This window comes from Sphingopyxis sp. 22461, from assembly GCF_052044915.1.
Taxonomy (GTDB): Bacteria; Pseudomonadota; Alphaproteobacteria; order Sphingomonadales; family Sphingomonadaceae; genus Sphingopyxis.
This window is the reverse complement of sequence record NZ_JBQENY010000007.1, coordinates 108,676-126,889: the sequence shown is the minus strand read 5'-3', so window position 1 is coordinate 126,889 and position 18,214 is coordinate 108,676. Positions and strand designations below refer to the sequence as shown.

The window sequence follows — 18,214 nt, the reverse complement described above, 5'->3', positions numbered from 1 at the left end:
ATCGCCCGTTCGGCCGCTGTCTCGCATAGGGATGCACCGCTTGACGCCCGCAGATTTGCGTAGGAGGATGGCGTGCCGGGGATTATAAGGCGGGATTGCTCTCGCGTGACTGAAAGACGCCCATGACCGAATCGACCAAGACCGCCGTGTCCCCGAAGCGCCGCTTCGCCTTGTGGCAGGGCGCCGCCGCGCTCTCGACGCTGGCGCTCGTTCCGCTCGCGACCGGCGCGATGGCGACCGTCGATTCGAAGACGCAGGAAGAAATTTCGCGCTTCATGGACGTCTATCTCGAGGTCAAATCCAACTATGTCGAACCGGTCGACGATTCGAAGCTGATCGAAGGCGCGATCAACGGCATGCTCGCCAGCCTCGACCCGCATTCGGGCTATCTCGACGCGCGGGGCTTTTCGAACCTGCGCACGCAGACCGACGGCGAATATGGCGGGCTCGGCCTGTCGGTGACGATGGAAGACGGCGTCGTGAAGGTGATCGCGCCGACCGCCGACACCCCGGCCGACAAGGCGGGGATCAAGGCGGGCGACTATATCACGCACATCAACAAGGAACTGATCTTCGGCCTGACGCTCGACGAGGCGGTCGAACAAATGCGCGGGCGTCCGGGCACCGAGATCGGGATCACCGTCGTCCGCGAAGGCCAGGACAAGCCGATCGAAATGACGCTGACGCGCGAGATCATCGACCTGAAGCCCGTGAAATGGGAAGTCAGCGGCGATGTCGGCGTGCTCACCGTCACCAGCTTCTCGGCCGACGCGACGACCGACCTCAAGGCCGCGATGATGGCGGTCGAAAAATCGCTCGGCAAGAAACCGCGCGGCTGGATTCTCGACCTTCGCTCAAACCCCGGCGGTCTGCTCGACGAAGCCGTCGGGATCAGCGACCTGTTCCTCGAACGCGGCGAGATCGTTTCGCAGCGCGGCCGCAAAAAGGGCGACATCGAACGTTATTTCGCCGAGCCCGGCGACCTCGCCGGCGGCGCGCCGGTCGTCGTGCTGATCGACTCGGGATCGGCCTCGGCGTCCGAAATCGTCGCGGGCGCACTGCAGGACCAGCACCGTGCGGTCGTGATGGGCGAACGCAGCTTCGGCAAGGGATCGGTGCAGACCGTCCTGCCGCTGACCGACACCACCGCGCTGCGCCTGACCACCGCGCGTTACTACACCCCGTCGGGCCGCAGCGTGCAGGAAGGCGGGATCGAGCCCGATATCCGCGTGCCGCAGATTTCGGATCCCGATTATGCGTCGCGGCCGAAGTTCCGCGAAAGCGACCTGCGCCGCCACCTGATCAACGAAAAGAAGGTCGACAACGGCCTGCTTGAGAAGGATGAAAAGGCCGACCCGCGCTTCACCGCGACTGCCGCCGAACTGAAGGCGAAGGGCATCGAGGACTTCCAGCTCCACTATGCTGTGCAGACGATCGGGCGCATCGGCCCGGTCGCGCCGCGCATGGCGCAAAGCGGCAAGCCGCCGGTCAAGCCCGCCAAGCCGACCGCGCGCAACTAAGGGGCGCGGGACATGCTGAACTCGCGGCTTTCCGCGCCCGTCGCCGCGTTTCTTGCGCCGCTGCTGCTCTATGGCGGCGCGCTCGTGTCGCAATATGGCTTTGGCCTGCACCCGTGCGAGATGTGTTACTGGCAGCGCTGGCCGCATCAGGCGGCGATCGTGCTCGCGCTGCTCGCGCTGCTGCTGCGCGGCAATGACAAGGCGATGCGTGCGCTCACGCTGCTCGCCGCCGTCGCGATTGCGGTGAGCGGCGCGATCGGTGTCTTTCACGCCGGGGTCGAATATGGCTTCTGGGAAGGCGTCACGACCTGCGCGACCGGTGCTGCTGGCCCCGTGTCGCTCGATTCGATCATGAACGCGCCGCTGATCCGCTGCGACACCGCGCAATGGACGCTCTTCGGCATCTCGCTCGCGGGTTTCAACGCGATCTTCTCACTGGGCGCGGCCGCGCTCGTCTTGACCTTGCTGCGCCGGAAGACCACATCGGCAACATGATGAACAAGCGCACCGCATCGATGATCCGCGTCGACCAGGCGGGCGAATATGGCGCGACGCGCATCTACGCGGGCCAGCTGGCGGTGATGGGCGACCGCCACCCGATGGCGCGCGAGATCGCGCATATGGCCGAACAGGAAGAGCGGCACCGCAAATTCTTCGACGACATGATCACCAGGCGCGGTGTGCGCCCGACCGCGCTCCAGCCCTTCTGGAACGTCGCGGGCTTTGCCTTGGGCGCAGTGACCGCCGCCATGGGGCCGCGCGCCGCGATGGCGTGCACTGCCGCGGTCGAGACCGAGATTGATCGCCACTACCAGCACCAGCTCGACGAACTGGGCGACAGCGATCCCCAGCTCAGCGCCGCGGTCGACGAATTCCGCGCCGAGGAGCTGGAGCATAAGGAAGCCGCGCTTGCGGCGGGTGCCGAGAGCGCCCCCGGCTACCCGGTCCTCAGCTTCGCGATCCGCGCGGGTTGCCGTGCAGCCATCGCGCTGTCGAAACGTATCTGATAGAATGATCGCCGGCGCCGTTCACGACGGATGCAGGTGGTGGCTGCCATGCCGCCCGAAACGACAAAGGAAGATCGAGATGACCCGCCTCCCCCTGTTCGCGCTGATCCTCGCCGGCAGCGCCGCCCTGCCCGCCGCGGCACAGCAAACCGTGGTCGAGGGCGAAAAGGTCAATCAGGTTGTCGTCTACGGCGACGACCAATGCCCCAAAGGCGCCGCTGACGAAATTCTGGTCTGCGCGAAGCTTCCGGAAACCGAACGCTATCGCGTTCCAGAGATGCTCCGCGGCAATCCGCTGGACGTCCGCAACGAAGCCTGGGCGAACAAGGTTGTTGCGGTCGAACGCATCGGCCGCTTTGGCACCGACAGCTGCTCGCCCACCGGCCTCGGTGGCTTCACCGGCTGTACGCAGGCGCTGGTCGCCGGCGCGAAGGCCGAACGCCAGGCCGCGAACAAGACCGACTGGCAGGCGATGATCGCCGACGAACGCGCCAAGCGCATCGCGGGCATCGACGCCGCGTCGGACGAAGTCGAAGCCGCGGTGGTCGCCGAGGAACGCGCGCTCGCCGAACGGCAGAAGGCGGCCGCGGAACTCGAGCGTCAGGCGAGCGGCCAGGCGCCCGCGCCGACCGCCCCCGACGAAGCCGACGCGGCGCCGCTGCCGACCCCGCCGAAGCACTGAGCCGGCTTTCCGGCAAGCGGCCGCGCCCGGCCTTCGCCGGAGGGTGACGTCCGCCGTCAGTTCAGCAGATATGTCTGCCAGAAGAGCAGCGAAGACCAGAATGTGTAGTCCACATTCTCCTTCTTGCCCCACTGGTGTCCCTCGTTCGTCGCCACCAGATGCCAGGCAGTGCCGCCGCCCTTGCGCACCGCGGCCACGACCTGATCCGCTTCGGACGCGGGCACGCGCGGGTCGTTGGCACCGGTCACGACAAACAGCGGCTTGCGGATGTCTGCAACACGCGTGAGCGGCGAGATTTCCGTCAGCTTTCGGCGCTGCGCCGGATCGCGCTCGTCGCCATATTCGACGCGGCGCAGATCGCGGCGATATTCCTGCGTATTCTCGAGGAAAGTCACGAAGTCGGAGATGGCGACCACGCAGAGGTTCGCGCGCAGCTTGTCGGCGAAATGCGTCGCGGCGGCGTAGCACATATAACCGCCATAGCTGCGCCCGGTCAGGCCGAAACGCGACGCGTCGAGCCGCGTGTCCTTGGCAAGGACATCGAGGAACACCCCCATGTCCTTGACGCTGTCCTCGCGCTTGAACGGCCCGTTATCGAGCCCGACGAAGCGCTTGCCATAGCCGGTCGAGCCGCGGACGTTCGGATAGAAATAGGCGACCCCCAGCTCATTGACGATATAGTTGGTGCTGCCCAGATATTCGGGGCGCCACTGGCTTTCGGGCCCGCCATGGACGTGCATGATCAGCGGCCGTTTGCCCGGAAATTTCGCGGGATCGGGGCGATAGAGAAAACCCGACATCGCGGTGCCGTCGAAGCTCTTGATGCTCACCAGTTCGGGTTCGACGTTGCGCGCGACATCGAGCCCGCCGGTCTCGCTCTGCGTCCAGCGCGTCACGGCGAGCGTTTCGGGGTCGATGCTATAGGCATCGGCCGCGCTGCGCGCCGACGTGAAACCAATGCCGATCGCGCCCCACGGTGCGATGTCGATATGCCCGATGACGCCCGCGGGCAGCGCGTCGACCGTGCGTGCCCGCCCGCTCGCGACGTCGAGCAGGCGCAGCCGGCTTACGCCCGCCTCGTTGACCGCATAGGCGATGAAACGCCCGTCTCCCGAGATGTCGAACGCCTCGACATCCCATTTTTCCGCCGGGCCGCGCGGCGTGAACGCGCCGGTCGCGGGATCGAGCGTGCCGAGGCGCTGCACGTCGCTGCCGGCGTCGCTCGCCACCCAGATCGTGCCGTCGGGCGCGAAGGCGGCGCCGCTGAAAGCGATCTTCTTTCCGTGGTCACCGACCGGCGTCATCTTTCCGCTCGCAAGGTCGAGACGGAACAGATCGGTCTTTTCGACCGACGCCGAGCGCGTGACGAGCGCCCAGCTCTTGTCGGGCGCGAACCCTGCGACCGACCAGCCGTTGCTGTCGACCTGCCCGGCCAGTCGCGCCGACGCGGGGTCGCGCGGGTCCATGACATAGATATCATTGTCGCGGCCGTTGCGGCGGGTCGAGGTGAAAGCGACGAGGCTACCGTCCTTGCTCCACGCATCGAGCGAATTGCGGCTTTTTCCGTCGGTCAGCATCGTCAGCCGGCCATCCTTCATCGCGAAAATCTGATAAAATTCGCTGCCGCCGATGTCCTTTTCGATCAACATCACATCGCCGGTTCCGGGCGCCCAGCCGCCATGCGCAACCGGTTCGGCCTCGAAGGTCAGCTGCTCGCGCGCGCCGAGCGGCCGCGCGACGCGGTGAAGCTGCGCCGTGTTACCGAACCGCGTCGCGACAAGCATCGACCGGTCGGCGGGGTTCCAGCCGACGAAGGCCGCGGTCCGATATTCGAGATAGGGCCGGGTCGACGCCGCCAGCGCCGCGGGCACCGCGGGCACACCGTCGGCGACAAGCGCCGCGGGCTTCGGTTCGGCGGCCGGAGCCTCTTCCCCAGCGCCCAGCGCGGGTGCGATGGGCAAGGCAAGGGCGGCCACAACGGCGAGATAACGCATGATTGATTTCCCCGGTTTCCTGAAACGAACGGCTATGGCCTAGACGCTACCGCAGCCAGCCCCGGAAGCAAGTCGACCAACTGTACACAAGGCTCGACCATTGACCGCAATTGTGAACCGATAAGGCGATGAATATGGCCGATTTTGAAGCAATTCGGCGCCCCGACCCGATTACGTTGCGATTCCGCGATGAATCGAGTGCAAAAATTAACGAATCACTGGCAAGCTGTCTTGACTTGGGAATTTTTGGGGCAAAACGTGCGGTTCTGGGAATCGCCAGCCTAGGGGGCTGTAATATGGCATCAGCATTTGGACCGCGCCTTTGGAGGCGCACGACCGTCAGCGTGCCGCCGGCACGGAGTCTGGGTCGCCGAATGACGTGGCATGCCGCCACCGCCCTCCTCGCTTTTGCCGCCTTGCAGATCTGGCTCGTGATGAGCGCGGTCGCTGCCGGCGCGCCGTCTGCTTTCATCGTCGTCGCGCTTGTCATGCTGCTCGTGCTCGCCCTCCCCGTCGCGCGCTCGACCGAACGGCACTGGTATCGCCTCAGCCGTCAGGCGCTCGCGAGCTGGGGCCTGCATGCGCGCTTCCGCCGCGACGTCCGCCGCCTGTGGGTTGCAGCACTCACGCTGCCCTTCCTGTGGATCAGCGGCGCGATGGCTGCCACCGACGCCATCGCGAAGATCGCGAACTGACCCTTTTTCAGCGCTGGTTTTGATTTTTTGCCGCGCGCCGTATAGGGCGCGGCCATGCTGACCGTTTCCGAAGCCCTCGATCGTGCGCAGATGCTGTGCGACGCCGCTGCGAAAGCCGGCGCCGATGCCGCCGACGCGCTCTATTATTGCAACGCCGCAACCTCGGTCTCTATGCGGCTCGGCGCGCTCGAGGATGTCGAGCGGTCCGAGGGGCAGGATATTTCGCTCCGCGTCTTCGTCGGCCAGCGCAGCGCGAGCGTATCGACCGCCGACATGGACGCGGGCGAACTGACCAAGCTGGTTGAGCGCTGCGTCGCGATGGCGCGCGAGGCCCCCGAGGACCCCTATGCCGGGCTCGCGCCCGAAGACCTGCTGTTCAAGGGGCAGGTTCCCGATTTCGACCTCGATGACGGCAGCGAAGCCGACCCTGCAGCGCTGCGCGAAGCCGCGCTGGTGGTCGAGGAAGCCGCGCGCGCCGTCGCCGGCGTGACGAACAGCGAGGGCGGCAGCGCAAGCCACAGCCGCACGCGCTTCGCGCTCGCGACCAGCCATGGCTTTGCCGGCGGTTACGGGTCGAGCGGCCACAGCCTGTCGGCGAGCGTCATCGCAGGCGAAGGCGCAAGCATGCAGCGCGATTATGGCTGGCACAGCGCGCATCATCTGGCGGACCTCGAAAGCGCGGCGGACATCGGCAACCGCGCCGGTACGCGCGCTGTTGCAAGGCTGAACCCGGGCAAGGCGCCGAACGGCAAACTGCCCGTGCTGCTTGATCCGCGCGTCAGCGGCGGCATCGTCGGCCACCTGCTCGGCGCGATCGCCGGTCCCGCGATCGCGCGCGGCACCAGTTTCCTGCTCGGCAAGGAAGAGCAGACGCTGTTCGACAGCGGCATTATCATCCGCGACGAACCGCACCGCGCACGCGGCCTGCGCAGCCGCGCCTTCGACGGCGAGGGCTTGCCCACCGCGGCGCGCGACATCGTCGCCGGTGGCAAGATCACCGGCTGGCTGCTCGACACCGCATCGGCGAAACAGCTCGGCCTGGCGCCGACCGGCCATGCCAGCCGCGGCGGCGGCGCGTCGGGGGTGGGCGCGAGCAACCTGCACCTCGCGGCGGGCAGCGTGACACCCGCGGCGCTGATGGAGGGCATCGCCGACGGCGTCTATATCACCGAACTGATCGGCCACGGCGTCAATCCGGTGACCGGCGATTACAGCCGCGGCGCGTCGGGTTTCCTGATCAAGGATGGCGCTCTCGCCGGGCCGATCGCCGAATTTACGATCGCGGGCAATCTGATCGACATGTTCGCAGGCCTGATCCCCGCGAACGACCTCGAATTCCGCCATGGCACCAACGCGCCGACGCTGCGCATCGACGGCATGACCGTCGCGTCGAGCTAGAGACCGCCGCCGATGCCCGGCCGCAACCTCGAAGCCGCGATCGCCGCGACGCGCGAAGTCGGCGACATGGCGATGGCGCGCTGGCGCGGCGAGGGGCAAGCGGTCAATGTTTGGAACAAGTCGCACGACAATCCGGTCAGCGACGTCGACCTCGCGGTCGATGCGCGGCTGAAAGCCGTGCTCGGCGCGATGGTGCCCGAGGCGGGGTGGCTGTCCGAAGAAACCGCCGACAATGAAGCGCGGCTGTCGTGCCGCGCGATGTGGTGCGTCGACCCGATCGACGGCACGCGCGATTTCATCCGCGGCCGGCCCGGCTGGTGCGTGTCGGTCGCGCTCGTGATCGACGGCACGCCCGAGTTCGGCATCCTCTACGCCCCCGCGCTCGACGAACTATGGGTCGCACAAAAGAGCCAGGGCGCGCTGCTCAACGGCGAAACATTGCACGCCAGCCAGCGCACGACATTCGCCGGATCGCGCGTCCCCGCCGATGCGCTGCCCAAGGTCGACAGCGATCTGGTCATCGTCACCAAGCCGAACAGCATCGCGCTGCGCATGGCGCTCGTCGCCGACGACCGCGCCGACCTCGTCGCAACGCTGCGCTGGGGGTTCGAGTGGGATGTCGCCGCCGCGGCGCTGATCGCCAGCGAGGCCGGAGCGACGGTGACCGATGCGTTCGGCGCCCCTTTGCGCTTCAATACCCCGCGCGCGCAGGCGTTCGGTGTGATTGCGTGCGCCCCCGGAATCCATGCCGCCGTTGTCGACCGCTTGCATGATCGCGCGGTCGCCCTTACATCGCCATCCTGAGCGGTGATCCACGGCTTCAAACCACCGCACTTCGCTTGACAATCAGCCCGACTCACCTTAGTTGCGCGTCCATTCCGACAGCCTGACCGGACGGCGAAGCGCCATGCGCGCATCGTGGTCCGTTTTTTGCGTTGGAAAATCAGACGCTTTGAGATGGGACCGATTGCCTACGGCCCCGTGGAGCAGGAGAAAGTTACCAATGGCACGTATTGCGGGCGTCAACTTGCCCACCAACAAGCGCGTAATCATCGCGCTCACCTACATCCACGGCATCGGTCGCAAGAGCGCTGTCGACATCGCCAACAAGCTGGGCATCGACCACACGCGTCGCGTTCAGGATCTTTCGGATGCCGAAATCCTGCAAATCCGCGAAACTCTCGACGCCGACCACACGGTCGAGGGTGATCTTCGCCGCAACACGGCGATGAACATCAAGCGCCTGATGGACCTCGCCTGCTATCGCGGCCTGCGTCATCGCAAGGGCCTTCCGGTCCGCGGCCAGCGCACGCACACCAATGCGCGCACCCGCAAGGGCAAGGCCAAGGCGATCGCCGGTAAGAAGAAATAAGGTCGAGCGCGTCCATCCGGGCGCGCTTCCTTATTTCCCCTGCCGGGGCAGCGGCGCATCGCCCGCCACCGGCCATTCAGGATTTAGGTTAGGAATATATCATGGCTCGTGAACCGCAGCGTCTTCGTCGGCGCGAACGCAAAAACATCTCGTCGGGCGTCGCCCACGTCAACGCGACCTTCAACAACACGATGATCACCATCACCGACGCACAGGGCAACGCGATTGCCTGGTCGAGCGCCGGCATGATGGGCTTCAAGGGAAGCCGCAAGTCGACCCCGTATGCGGCGCAGGTTTGCGCCGAAGACGCCGGCAAGAAGGCCGCCGAACATGGCGTCCGTACGCTGGAAGTCGAAGTCAAGGGCCCGGGCGCGGGCCGTGAATCGGCTCTCCGCGCGCTGCAGGCCGTCGGGTTCCACATCACGTCGATCCGCGACGTGACGCCGATCCCGCACAATGGCGTCCGCCCGGCCAAGCGCCGCCGCGTCTGACGTCTTTCGGGCGCGCTCCGCCGGAGCGCCGCCCGTACAAAACTCCTCGCTGGACAGGTGGTCGACCCCCACCCGTCCCGCCCAAAGCAAAGGGAAATCCATGACTGTCAATATCCGAAACTGGCAGGAATTGAAGAAGCCCAGCAACCTGGAAATCAAGGCTGGCAGCGACGGCAAGCGCAAGGCGACCTTCGTCGCCGAACCGCTCGAGCGCGGCTTCGGCCTGACGCTCGGCAACGCGCTGCGCCGCGTTTTGCTCTCGTCGCTCCAGGGTGCGGCTATCACGTCGATCAAGATCGAGAATGTGCTCCACGAATTCTCGAGCCTGGCCGGCGTGCGCGAAGATGTCACCGACATCGTCCTCAACGTGAAGCAGATCGCGCTCAAGATGGAAGGCGAAGGCCCGAAGCGGCTTCAGCTTTCGGCGACCGGTCCCGCGACCGTCAAGGCCGGCGACATCATGGTGTCGGGCGACATCAAGGTGATGAACCCGAACCACGTCATCTGCCACCTCGACGACGGTGCGACGCTGAACATGGAACTCGTTGCCGACACCGGCAAGGGTTACGTCCCCGCGACCGCCAACCGTCCGATCGACGCGCCGATCGGCCTGATCCCGGTCGACTCGCTCTACTCGCCCGTGCGCCAGGTCGCCTACAAGGTCGACAATGCCCGCATCGGCCAGGAACTGGACTATGACAAGCTGAACCTGACCGTCGAAACCGACGGCACGATCACCCCGGAAGACGCCGTCGCTTACGCCGCGCGCATCCTCCAGGACCAGCTCCAGGTCTTCGTCCACTTCGAAGAAGCGATGAACGACAGCGGCCTCATCGGCATGGCGGCTTCGCCGACCACCGCCGACGAATCGGACGTCAACCAGCTCAACCGCTTCCTTCTCAAGAAGGTCGACGAGCTCGAACTGTCGGTCCGTTCGGCCAACTGCCTCAAGAACGACAACATCATCTATATCGGTGATCTCGTTCAGAAGACCGAAGCCGAAATGCTCCGCACGCCGAACTTCGGCCGCAAGTCCTTGAACGAAATCAAGGAAGTGCTGTCGTCGATGGGCCTGCGTCTCGGCATGGACATCCCCGGCTGGCCGCCGGAGAACATCGAAGAAATGGCCAAGAAGCTCGAACAAGAGCTGCTGGGCTGAAGATAGCCGTCGCCCCAGCGAAAGCTGGGGCCGCTATCGTGGCATTGTGCCGCGAGCGATCCCAGCTTTCGCTGGGATGACGATTTCGGGAATGGGTCGGCCCGCACATCGACCTGGCTTGGGGTACCTCGAACGGCCCCTCTGACAAACGAAGGAATGAATTATGCGTCATAAATCGGGTGGCCGGAAGCTTCAGCGCACGAGCGCACACCGCACGGCCCTGTTCCGCAATATGTCGGCTTCGCTCATCAAGCATGAGCAGATCACGACGACCGTCGCCAAGGCGAAGGAACTGCGTCCCTATATCGAAAAGCTGGTGACGCTCGCCAAGCGCGGTGGCCTGGCCAACCGCCGCCTCGCGAACAGCCGCCTGCTCGACGACACGCAGCTCAAGAAGCTGTTCGACGTCCTCGCCGAACGCTACAAGGACCGCAACGGCGGCTACACCCGCGTGATCAAGGCCGGTATCCGCGCCTCGGACGCGGCGCCGATGGCGATCATCGAATTCGTCGACCGCGACGTCGATGCCAAGGGCCAGGATTCGGGTCCCGTCGAGCAGTATGACGACGAGGCGGAAGCCGCATAAGGCGCGCTTCGAGCGACACGAGAAACAAGGGCGGCATCCGAAAGGATAGCCGCCCTTTTTCATGCCCATTGACATCCATCCTGTTTCGTCCGAAATTTCTGTTATGACAGAAATTACCGAACATGATTCGAAACTGTCCCCGGCGGCGACCGAATTCATCCTTCATTGGGGTAATCTCGGCGGCCAGTGGGGTGTCAACCGCTCGGTGGCGCAAATCCATGCTTTGCTGTTCATCTCCGACCGCGCGCTCCACGCCGAGGAGATCGCCGAGATGCTCGGACTCGCGCGCTCGAACGTCTCCAACTCGATCAAGGAACTGCTCGGCTGGCGGCTGATCGAGCGCGTCCCGTTGCTCGGCGACCGGCGCGACCATTTCACCGCCGAAAAGGACATCTGGGAAATGGTCACGCGGATCGCCGCGGGCCGCAAGGCGCGCGAGGTCGATCCCGCCGAGGCGGCGCTGAAAGCGTGCGTCGCGCGTGCCGCGAATGACCCCGGGCTCAGCCCCGATGCCAAGGCGCGCCTGTCCGACATGCTCGATTTCGTGACGACGATGGGCCGCTGGCACGACGAGATGCTGAGCGTGCCCAAACCGGCGCTGATGCGGCTGATCAAGCTCGGCGCCGGGGTGACGAAGCTGATCAACTGGCGCCCGGGCAAGGGCAAGGATGCCGGTCAGGAGTGGTAGGATGCGAAGCGGAGCGGAACGGCAGATCGAGGCAGTGATCCCGGCGGCACGCGACGCCGGCGATAGGCTCACCGACGATCGCTTCCGCCAACTCGTTCCGCGCGCGGACTGGGATGCGCTGCCCGCCGACGTCCGGCGCCGCTTTTCAAAGCGCCTCTGCGGAACGGCGGTCGCAAGCTACAGCGGCGAGATCGTCTGGACGCGTCTTTCACGCGCGGGCTGGCTACTTGCGCAGCTCTGCCGCCTGATCGGCGCGCCGTTGCCGACGAGCGCCAGCGGTCCCGCACCCGCCGCCGTCGCGGTGAGCGAAGATCGCATAAGCGGCGGCCAGTGCTGGACGCGCCTTTACGGCCGGACGCGCGGCCATCCGCAGGTGATCCACAGCGCAAAGAGCTTTGCCGGCCCGACGGGGATTGAAGAGCATATCGGCGGCGGTTTCGGCATGGCGCTTACGGTCCGTGCCGAAGCCGATGCGCTGATCTTCACCTCCGACCATTATTTCTGGCAAGCGGCGGGGCTTCGGCTCCGCCTTCCCCGCCGGCTGTCCCCCGGCACGACCGTCGTGACGCATCAGCATCTCGGCAGCGGCCGCTTCGCCTTCGACCTCAAGGTCATGCACGCGCTGTTTGGCGAATTGCTCAATCAGCACGGATTGTTCCGCGATGCCTGACGCGGCCGGCCCGATCATTCTGTTCGACGCCGAATGCGTGCTGTGCTCGGCCAACGCGCAGTTCGTGCTGCGGCACGACAAGCGCGCGCGGTTTCGCCTGGCGTCGATCCAAGGGGTGGCGGGTGCCGCGCTGTGCCGCGAACATGGCCTCGATCCGCGCGATCCGACGAGCATTCTGGTCATCGATGGCGCACGCGTTCGGCGCGACAGCGATGCCGTGCTCGCAATCTATGAGGGACTCGGATGGCCGTGGCGGGTGCTCGCGCTCTTTCGCCTGGTCCCGGCATTCTTCCGGGACCCCATTTACCGCTGGATCGCGCGCCATCGCTACCGTCTGTTCGGAAAGCGCGCGACCTGCTGGGTCGCGCCGCCCGAATATCAAAACCGGATATTAGAATGAAGATATTGATCCTCGGCGGCTATGGCGTGTTCGGCGGACGCCTCGCCGAGCTGCTCGCCGACGTGCCCGACATCGACCTCTTCATCTGCGGCCGCGACCTCGGCCGAGCGGAGCGCTTCTGCGCCGCCTATCGCGGCATCGCGCGCGTCAATCCGCATAGGCTCGACCGGCGCGATACCGCTGCGGCGCTGGATCGGCTCCGTCCCGACCTCGTCGTCGATGCTTCGGGACCCTTCCAGGATTATGGCGCCGACGGCTATCGGGTGGTCGAGGCGTGCATCGCGGCGAAAGTCGACTATCTCGATTTCGCCGACGGCGCCGATTTCGTCTTCGGCATCGACCGCTTCGATGCCGCGGCGAAGACCGCGGGCATCTTCATCCTGTCGGGGGTCAGCAGTTTCCCCGCGCTCACCGGCGCGGTGTTGCGCGAAATGGCAAAGACGATGGACGTCCGCGCGGTCGAGGGCGGGATCGCGCCGTCGCCCTTTGCGGGCATCGGGCTCAACGTGATGCGCGCGGTCGTCGGCTATGCCGGCGCCCCGGTGAAGCTGCGACGCGACGGCAAGGATGCGCACGGCATCGGGCTTGCGGAAAGCGTGCGCTATACCGTCGCGGTCCCCGGCCGGCTGCCACTCAGGAACATCCATTTCTCGCTTGTCGACGTCCCCGATCTCCAGCTCATCCCGCGCGCCTGGCCCGCGCTCACCGACATCTGGATGGGCGCGGGCCCGGTGCCCGAGATCCTGCATCGCATCCTGAACCTGCTGGCAAAGGCGCGCGCGCGCTTTCACTTGCCGTCGTTCGAGCCCTTCTCGCGCCTCTTCTACGCGGTGCTCAACCGCATGCGCTTCGGCGAGCATCGCGGCGGGATGTTCATTCTCGCGCGCGGGCTTGCCGAAGGAAAAATGGCCGAGTGGAGCTGGCATCTTTTGGCCGAGGGCGATGACGGGCCCTATATTCCGTCGATGGCGATCGAAGCGATCGTCCGCAAATTGCGCGCCGGCGATCGTCCGGCCGCCGGCGCGCGGTCGAGCGTCGATGCGCTGAGACTCGCCGACTATGACGCGCTGTTCGCGAACCGATCGATTCACACCGGCTTTCGCAGCGAAGAGCCCGACGCGCCGCTCTATCGTCAGCTTCTCGGGACCGCCTTCGACACGCTGCCGCCGACGCTTCAGTTGCTGCACGGAAGCAAGGCCGAACGCCGGTGGCAGGGTCACGCCGAAGTGCGCCGCGGCACCGGGCTGCTCGCGCGGATCGCCGCCGCGATCGTCGGCTTTCCGAAAGCGGCTGCGCGCGTCCCCGTCACGGTCGCCTTTACGCCCGAAAAGGGCGGCGAGCGCTGGACCCGCGATTTCGGGGGCAAGCGCTTCGCGTCGTTGCAAATGCGCGGAACCGGACGGAACGACTATCTGCTCGTCGAGCGCTTCGGCCCGCTATCGTTCGCGATGGCAATCGTGGTTGAGAAGAACCGCCTTCATCTGGTCCCGCGCCGCTGGTCGGCCTTTGGCGCCCCGATGCCGCGCTGGCTGATGCCGCGCGGCCCCAGCTTTGAAACCGAGGCCGACGGCAGCTTTCGCTTCGACGTCGAAATCGCCGCGCCGCTTATCGGATTGATCGTCGCCTATCGCGGATCGCTCGATCCCGCCTGACGGGCATCAAAGCCCCTTGCCCGCCCCTTGCCGATGCTTACATATCGGCGCACGATAATTTCCCGCAGAGAATGAGGATCGCCTTGCCATGTCCCGTAAAGCCCTGTCCGCGCCGCTCGCGCTGGTTGCCCTGACGATGATCCCGGGCGCAGCAGCAGCGGCCGATGCCGCGGCGACATCGGCGACGGCCAAGGCCTTGACCTATCCCGACACCACGCGCGGCGACACGGTCGATCCGCAGTTCGGCGTCGACGTTGCCGACCCCTATCGCTGGCTGGAGGACGACGTGCGCGTCAATCCGAAGGTCGCTGACTGGGTCGCCGCGCAGAACAAGGTCACCGATAGCTATCTCGAAACATTGCCCGGCCGCGACAGCTTCAAGGAACGGATGACCGAGCTTTACAATTACGAACGCTTCGGCCTGCCGACGAAGGCCGGAACGCGCTATTTCTATAGCCGCAACGACGGGCTCCAGCCGCAGTCGGTGCTCTATGTCCGCGAAGGGCTCAAAGGAGAGGGTCGCATACTGATCGACCCCAATAGCTGGGCGAAGGACGGCGCGACCGCGCTCGGCGAGTGGAACCCGTCGGAAGATGGCAAGCATCTCCTCTATTCGGTGCAGGACGGCGGCACCGACTGGCGCATCGTGCGCGTCAAGGATGTCGCAACGGGTCAGGATCTGTCCGACGAGGTGCGCTGGGTCAAATTTTCGGCGCTCGACTGGGCGAAGGACGGCAGCGGCTTTTATTATTCGCGCTTCCCCGAGCCTAAAGAGGGCGAAGCCTTTCAGTCGCTCAACGAAAATCACAGCGTCTATTTCCACAAGCTCGGGACGCCGCAGAGCGCGGACGTGCTGATCCACGCGACCCCCGACAAGCCCAAGCTCAACAACAGCGCCGTCGTCACCGACGACGGCCAATATCTGCTCGTCGTCTCGTCCGAAGGCACCGACGAACGCTATGGCCTGACGCTGTATCCGCTCGGCAAGCGCGGCGCGAAGCCGATCACGCTTGTCGACGATTTTGCGAACAACTGGGAATATGTGACCAATGAGGGTACGCGCTTTACCTTGGTCACCAACAAGGGCGCGCCGCGCGGACGCATCGTGTCGCTGGACATCAAAAAGCCCGCCGCGCTGACGCAGCTGGTCGGCGAGAATGAGGCGACGCTGGTCGGCGCATCGCGTGTCGGCAACCGCCTGATTCTCTCCTACCTCGGCGATGCCAAGTCGGAGGCGCGCATGGTCGCGCTCGACGGCAAGCCGATCGCCAACATCAATCTCGCCGACATCGGCGCGGCCTCGGGCTTCGGCGGCAAGTCGAGCGACCCCGAAACCTTCTACAGCTTCTCGAGCTATGCGCGGCCGACGACGATCTATCGCTTCGACACGCAGACCGGGAAGAGCGAGATTTTCGCCGAACCGAAGCTGACCTTCAAGCCCGCCGACTTCAGCGTCGAGCAGCGTTTCTACAAGTCGAAGGACGGCACCGAAGTGCCGATGTTCGTCGTGATGAAAAAGGGCCTCGACCGCAGCAAGGGATCGCCGACATTGCTCTATGGCTATGGTGGCTTCAACGTCTCGATGACCCCCGGCTTTTCGCCGACCAAGCTCGCCTGGGTCGACAAGGGCGGCGTGCTCGCGATCGCGAACCTGCGCGGCGGCGGCGAATATGGCAAGGCGTGGCACGACGCCGGGCGCCTCGACAAGAAGCAGAATGTCTTCGACGATTTCATCGCCGCGGGCGAATATCTGATCGCCGAAGGTATCGCAGGCAAGGGCCAGATCGCGATCGAGGGCGGATCGAACGGCGGGCTGCTCGTCGGCGCGGTGACCAACCAGCGCCCCGACCTGTTCGCCGCGGCGCTGCCCGCGGTCGGCGTGATGGACATGCTGCGCTTCGACCGCTTCACCGCCGGCCGCTATTGGGTCGACGATTATGGCTATCCGTCGAAGGAAGGCGATTTCAAGAATCTGCTCGCCTATTCGCCGTACCATAATATCAAGGACGGCACCGCCTATCCCGCGGTGCTGGTGACGACCGCCGACACCGACGACCGCGTCGTGCCGGGGCACAGCTTCAAATATACCGCGGCGCTCCAGCATGCGAAGGCGGGCGACAAGCCGCACCTGATCCGCGTCGAAACGCGCGCGGGCCACGGCAGCGGCAAGCCGACCGACAAGATCATCGCCGAGGCGGCCGACAAATATGCCTTCGCGGCGAAGTGGACCGGGCTGAGCGTCGAATAATGTCCTTCGCCCTCGCCTTCTCCGCCACCGATCCCGCCGAACGCTGGGCCGAGGCGGGTGACGCCGCGGCCGCGCTCGTCGCGGGCGAACCCGACGGCATCGCCAATATGGCGAATGTCGCGGCGCTGATCTGGCAGGCGATCCCCGACCTCAACTGGGCAGGCTTCTATCGCTTCGACGGGACCGAGCTGGTGCTTGGCCCGTTCCAAGGCAAGGCGGCGTGCATCCGCATTCCGCTGGGCAAAGGGGTGTGCGGCGCCGCTGCGCGGCTGCGCGCCACGCAGCGCGTCGACGATGTCCACGCCTTTCCCGGCCATATCGCGTGCGACGCCGACAGCCGCAGCGAGCTCGTCGTGCCGGTGATCGCGAAGGACCGGCTGGTCGGCGTGCTCGACCTCGACAGTCCGATCCCTGACCGCTTCACCGCCGCCGACCAGGCAGGTGCCGAAGCGCTCGTCGCGCGCATCGCGGCCGCGCTCGCGGCCTGAAACCCCGCCCCAAATCGGGACAGATAAGTCACGGTTAACGGATTCGCGAAAAGGCGCTAATTTTGCTAACAAACTGTTAACCAATCGGTTCGGCCGAGGGAACAGGGAGTAAGTCATGCGCACGTTCGTGTTGTTGGGAATGGCCGCAGGGTCGTTGTTGCTGGCGAGTCATACGCGCGCCGAGCAGCCCGCGCTCGACTATGGCGTTCCCGCCGATCCCGATACCCGTGTTTACACCGGCTATCCCGACCGCGTGCCGAGCGAAGTCGATTATCGCCACGTCAATGGCACCTATGACGCCGAGGGCCGCTGGACCGGCACCTGGGACGGCACGTACGAGACATCCGACGGCCGCCGCTACGAAGGCCGTTATGAAGGCACGATCGAGGGCCATGGCGCCGGCTATCCGCCGCCGCCCGCTTACGACCCCCGTTATCACGGCGGGTATGACGCCCGTTATGACGAAGAGATGGAACGCCGCTGTGGCCGGGGGGGCACAGTGGGCGGCGCGGTTGTCGGCGGGCTCGTGGGGGGCATCGCCGGCAACCGCATAGCCGGACGCGGCGACCGCACCGCGGGCACGCTGATCGGCGGCGGGCTCGGCGCCCTGGCCGGCAGCGCGATCGGCAGTGCAGCCGACAAGAAGAAATGCGACGAATATTGGTCGAGCCGCAGCGCCCGCTACCAGGGTGGCCATTATCAGGGCGGCTATTATCCCGGCGGCACCTATCCCGGTGGCTATGCGACGACTTACCAGCACAGCGGCTACGGCTATGGCTACGGCTATTACACCCCCGGCGTCGTCGTCACAACGATCATCAACGGCGCGCCGATCGTGACCGAAACGGTCGAGACGTCGACGCGCACCTATTATGAAAATGTTCCGGTGCGGAAACGCTATGTCGCGAAGAAAAAGTGGAAGCCGAGACCCAAGGCCGCGCCGCGCTGCGTCTGCTGATACCCGGGAACAGGTCTGGTCATCTGTAACAGGCCCGTCATCCCCAGGATGGCGGGCCTTTCGGTTCTTTTCGTCATCCCGGGCTTGACCCGGGCTCCCGCTTTTCCGGCGTATCGATCGCAAGCGGGACCCCGGATCAAGTCCGGGGTGACGATAAAAGGAAGGATGCCACCAAGCTCGCCTCATCGGGCGGCGGCCACGGTTCA

General features: G+C 65.6%; 19 protein-coding genes. 18 read left to right on the top strand and 1 reads right to left on the bottom strand.

Annotated elements, in window-relative coordinates; translation table 11 throughout:
* The first annotated feature begins 122 nt into the window (after window positions 1–122).
* The 4 genes from ACTJI5_RS13085 to ACTJI5_RS13070 all read left to right on the top strand — a co-directional run bounded on the left by ACTJI5_RS13085 (window position 123) and on the right by ACTJI5_RS13070 (window position 3,209).
* The gene (locus ACTJI5_RS13085; protein ID WP_440860618.1) at window positions 123–1,520 is read left to right on the top strand and encodes a S41 family peptidase; all 1,398 of its coding nucleotides are present in this window, start codon (window positions 123–125) and stop codon (window positions 1,518–1,520) included.
* Window positions 1,521–1,532: 12 nt separating this feature from the next.
* Window positions 1,533–2,015, top strand: coding sequence for a disulfide bond formation protein B (locus tag ACTJI5_RS13080; RefSeq protein WP_058539754.1), 483 nt, complete (start codon window positions 1,533–1,535; stop codon window positions 2,013–2,015).
* Entirely contained in the window at window positions 2,012–2,527 is a 516-nt protein-coding gene (locus tag ACTJI5_RS13075) for a demethoxyubiquinone hydroxylase family protein (RefSeq protein ID WP_440860617.1), read from the top strand. The genes ACTJI5_RS13080 and ACTJI5_RS13075 overlap by 4 nt, the downstream gene beginning before the upstream one ends.
* Before the next feature lie 79 nt (window positions 2,528–2,606).
* Window positions 2,607–3,209 carry a hypothetical protein gene (locus ACTJI5_RS13070; protein ID WP_058539756.1) on the top strand — a complete coding sequence of 201 codons (603 nt, stop codon included), beginning with the start codon at window positions 2,607–2,609 and terminating at the stop codon, window positions 3,207–3,209.
* Between the two features lie 56 nt (window positions 3,210–3,265).
* Here ACTJI5_RS13070 and ACTJI5_RS13065 read toward each other — a convergent pair whose 3' ends face one another.
* Window positions 3,266–5,203, bottom strand: a complete 1,938-nt coding sequence (locus tag ACTJI5_RS13065) for a S9 family peptidase (RefSeq protein WP_440860616.1) — start codon at window positions 5,201–5,203, stop codon at window positions 3,266–3,268.
* Window positions 5,204–5,577: 374 nt separating this feature from the next.
* On the opposite strand from ACTJI5_RS13065, the gene ACTJI5_RS13060 reads away from it, so the two are divergent.
* The 14 genes from ACTJI5_RS13060 (at window position 5,578) to ACTJI5_RS12995 (ending at window position 18,008) form a co-directional block, all read left to right on the top strand.
* A complete protein-coding gene (locus ACTJI5_RS13060; protein ID WP_310255096.1) occupies window positions 5,578–5,898 on the top strand; it encodes a hypothetical protein in 321 nt (106 codons plus the stop codon).
* 54 nt (window positions 5,899–5,952) lie between these two features.
* On the top strand, window positions 5,953–7,296 hold the full coding sequence (locus ACTJI5_RS13055) for a TldD/PmbA family protein (RefSeq protein WP_440860615.1): 1,344 nt from the start codon (window positions 5,953–5,955) through the stop codon (window positions 7,294–7,296).
* Between the two features lie 12 nt (window positions 7,297–7,308).
* Window positions 7,309–8,100: an inositol monophosphatase family protein gene (locus tag ACTJI5_RS13050; protein WP_310255094.1), complete on the top strand. Its 792-nt coding sequence runs from the start codon at window positions 7,309–7,311 to the stop codon at window positions 8,098–8,100.
* 199 nt (window positions 8,101–8,299) lie between these two features.
* Window positions 8,300–8,668, top strand: a complete 369-nt coding sequence (gene rpsM / locus ACTJI5_RS13045) for a 30S ribosomal protein S13 (RefSeq protein WP_037513891.1) — start codon at window positions 8,300–8,302, stop codon at window positions 8,666–8,668.
* Between the two features lie 101 nt (window positions 8,669–8,769).
* Window positions 8,770–9,159, top strand: coding sequence for a 30S ribosomal protein S11 (rpsK, locus tag ACTJI5_RS13040; protein WP_003040416.1), 390 nt, complete (start codon window positions 8,770–8,772; stop codon window positions 9,157–9,159).
* A 100-nt stretch (window positions 9,160–9,259) separates the two neighbouring features.
* The gene (locus ACTJI5_RS13035; RefSeq protein WP_058539761.1) at window positions 9,260–10,318 is read left to right on the top strand and encodes a DNA-directed RNA polymerase subunit alpha; all 1,059 of its coding nucleotides are present in this window, start codon (window positions 9,260–9,262) and stop codon (window positions 10,316–10,318) included.
* 163 nt (window positions 10,319–10,481) lie between these two features.
* Window positions 10,482–10,904 carry a 50S ribosomal protein L17 gene (gene rplQ / locus ACTJI5_RS13030; RefSeq protein WP_058539762.1) on the top strand — a complete coding sequence of 141 codons (423 nt, stop codon included), beginning with the start codon at window positions 10,482–10,484 and terminating at the stop codon, window positions 10,902–10,904.
* 103 nt (window positions 10,905–11,007) lie between these two features.
* A complete protein-coding gene (locus tag ACTJI5_RS13025) occupies window positions 11,008–11,592 on the top strand; it encodes a GbsR/MarR family transcriptional regulator (RefSeq protein WP_440860614.1) in 585 nt (194 codons plus the stop codon).
* 1 nt (window position 11,593) lies between these two features.
* Window positions 11,594–12,262 carry a DUF4166 domain-containing protein gene (locus ACTJI5_RS13020; protein WP_440860613.1) on the top strand — a complete coding sequence of 223 codons (669 nt, stop codon included), beginning with the start codon at window positions 11,594–11,596 and terminating at the stop codon, window positions 12,260–12,262.
* Window positions 12,255–12,662, top strand: a complete 408-nt coding sequence (locus tag ACTJI5_RS13015; protein WP_440860612.1) for a thiol-disulfide oxidoreductase DCC family protein — start codon at window positions 12,255–12,257, stop codon at window positions 12,660–12,662. The genes ACTJI5_RS13020 and ACTJI5_RS13015 overlap by 8 nt, the downstream gene beginning before the upstream one ends.
* Window positions 12,659–14,314, top strand: a complete 1,656-nt coding sequence (locus ACTJI5_RS13010; RefSeq protein WP_440860611.1) for a DUF4166 domain-containing protein — start codon at window positions 12,659–12,661, stop codon at window positions 14,312–14,314. The genes ACTJI5_RS13015 and ACTJI5_RS13010 overlap by 4 nt, the downstream gene beginning before the upstream one ends.
* A gap of 88 nt (window positions 14,315–14,402) precedes the next feature.
* Window positions 14,403–16,562: a prolyl oligopeptidase family serine peptidase gene (locus ACTJI5_RS13005; protein ID WP_440860610.1), complete on the top strand. Its 2,160-nt coding sequence runs from the start codon at window positions 14,403–14,405 to the stop codon at window positions 16,560–16,562.
* Window positions 16,562–17,050: a GAF domain-containing protein gene (locus tag ACTJI5_RS13000; RefSeq protein WP_440860609.1), complete on the top strand. Its 489-nt coding sequence runs from the start codon at window positions 16,562–16,564 to the stop codon at window positions 17,048–17,050. The genes ACTJI5_RS13005 and ACTJI5_RS13000 overlap by 1 nt, the downstream gene beginning before the upstream one ends.
* Window positions 17,051–17,165: 115 nt before the next feature.
* Window positions 17,166–18,008 (top strand): glycine zipper 2TM domain-containing protein, encoded by an 843-nt coding sequence (locus ACTJI5_RS12995; RefSeq protein ID WP_058539768.1) that lies wholly within the window; start codon window positions 17,166–17,168, stop codon window positions 18,006–18,008.
* Window positions 18,009–18,214: the final 206 nt, after the last annotated feature.

What these genes read in the sequence shown, in the direction of transcription:
- ACTJI5_RS13085 (WP_440860618.1), top strand. Translation starts at nt 123, where the DNA reads ATGACCGAATCGACCAAGACCGCCGTGTCCCCGAAGCGCCGCTTCGCC.
- ACTJI5_RS13080 (WP_058539754.1), top strand. Translation starts at nt 1,533, where the DNA reads ATGCTGAACTCGCGGCTTTCCGCGCCCGTCGCCGCGTTTCTTGCGCCG.
- ACTJI5_RS13075 (WP_440860617.1), top strand. Translation starts at nt 2,012, where the DNA reads ATGATGAACAAGCGCACCGCATCGATGATCCGCGTCGACCAGGCGGGC.
- ACTJI5_RS13070 (WP_058539756.1), top strand. Translation starts at nt 2,607, where the DNA reads ATGACCCGCCTCCCCCTGTTCGCGCTGATCCTCGCCGGCAGCGCCGCC.
- ACTJI5_RS13065 (WP_440860616.1), bottom strand. Translation starts at nt 5,203, where the DNA reads ATGCGTTATCTCGCCGTTGTGGCCGCCCTTGCCTTGCCCATCGCACCC.
- ACTJI5_RS13060 (WP_310255096.1), top strand. Translation starts at nt 5,578, where the DNA reads ATGACGTGGCATGCCGCCACCGCCCTCCTCGCTTTTGCCGCCTTGCAG.
- ACTJI5_RS13055 (WP_440860615.1), top strand. Translation starts at nt 5,953, where the DNA reads ATGCTGACCGTTTCCGAAGCCCTCGATCGTGCGCAGATGCTGTGCGAC.
- ACTJI5_RS13050 (WP_310255094.1), top strand. Translation starts at nt 7,309, where the DNA reads ATGCCCGGCCGCAACCTCGAAGCCGCGATCGCCGCGACGCGCGAAGTC.
- rpsM (WP_037513891.1), top strand. Translation starts at nt 8,300, where the DNA reads ATGGCACGTATTGCGGGCGTCAACTTGCCCACCAACAAGCGCGTAATC.
- rpsK (WP_003040416.1), top strand. Translation starts at nt 8,770, where the DNA reads ATGGCTCGTGAACCGCAGCGTCTTCGTCGGCGCGAACGCAAAAACATC.
- ACTJI5_RS13035 (WP_058539761.1), top strand. Translation starts at nt 9,260, where the DNA reads ATGACTGTCAATATCCGAAACTGGCAGGAATTGAAGAAGCCCAGCAAC.
- rplQ (WP_058539762.1), top strand. Translation starts at nt 10,482, where the DNA reads ATGCGTCATAAATCGGGTGGCCGGAAGCTTCAGCGCACGAGCGCACAC.
- ACTJI5_RS13025 (WP_440860614.1), top strand. Translation starts at nt 11,008, where the DNA reads ATGACAGAAATTACCGAACATGATTCGAAACTGTCCCCGGCGGCGACC.
- ACTJI5_RS13020 (WP_440860613.1), top strand. Translation starts at nt 11,594, where the DNA reads ATGCGAAGCGGAGCGGAACGGCAGATCGAGGCAGTGATCCCGGCGGCA.
- ACTJI5_RS13015 (WP_440860612.1), top strand. Translation starts at nt 12,255, where the DNA reads ATGCCTGACGCGGCCGGCCCGATCATTCTGTTCGACGCCGAATGCGTG.
- ACTJI5_RS13010 (WP_440860611.1), top strand. Translation starts at nt 12,659, where the DNA reads ATGAAGATATTGATCCTCGGCGGCTATGGCGTGTTCGGCGGACGCCTC.
- ACTJI5_RS13005 (WP_440860610.1), top strand. Translation starts at nt 14,403, where the DNA reads ATGTCCCGTAAAGCCCTGTCCGCGCCGCTCGCGCTGGTTGCCCTGACG.
- ACTJI5_RS13000 (WP_440860609.1), top strand. Translation starts at nt 16,562, where the DNA reads ATGTCCTTCGCCCTCGCCTTCTCCGCCACCGATCCCGCCGAACGCTGG.
- ACTJI5_RS12995 (WP_058539768.1), top strand. Translation starts at nt 17,166, where the DNA reads ATGCGCACGTTCGTGTTGTTGGGAATGGCCGCAGGGTCGTTGTTGCTG.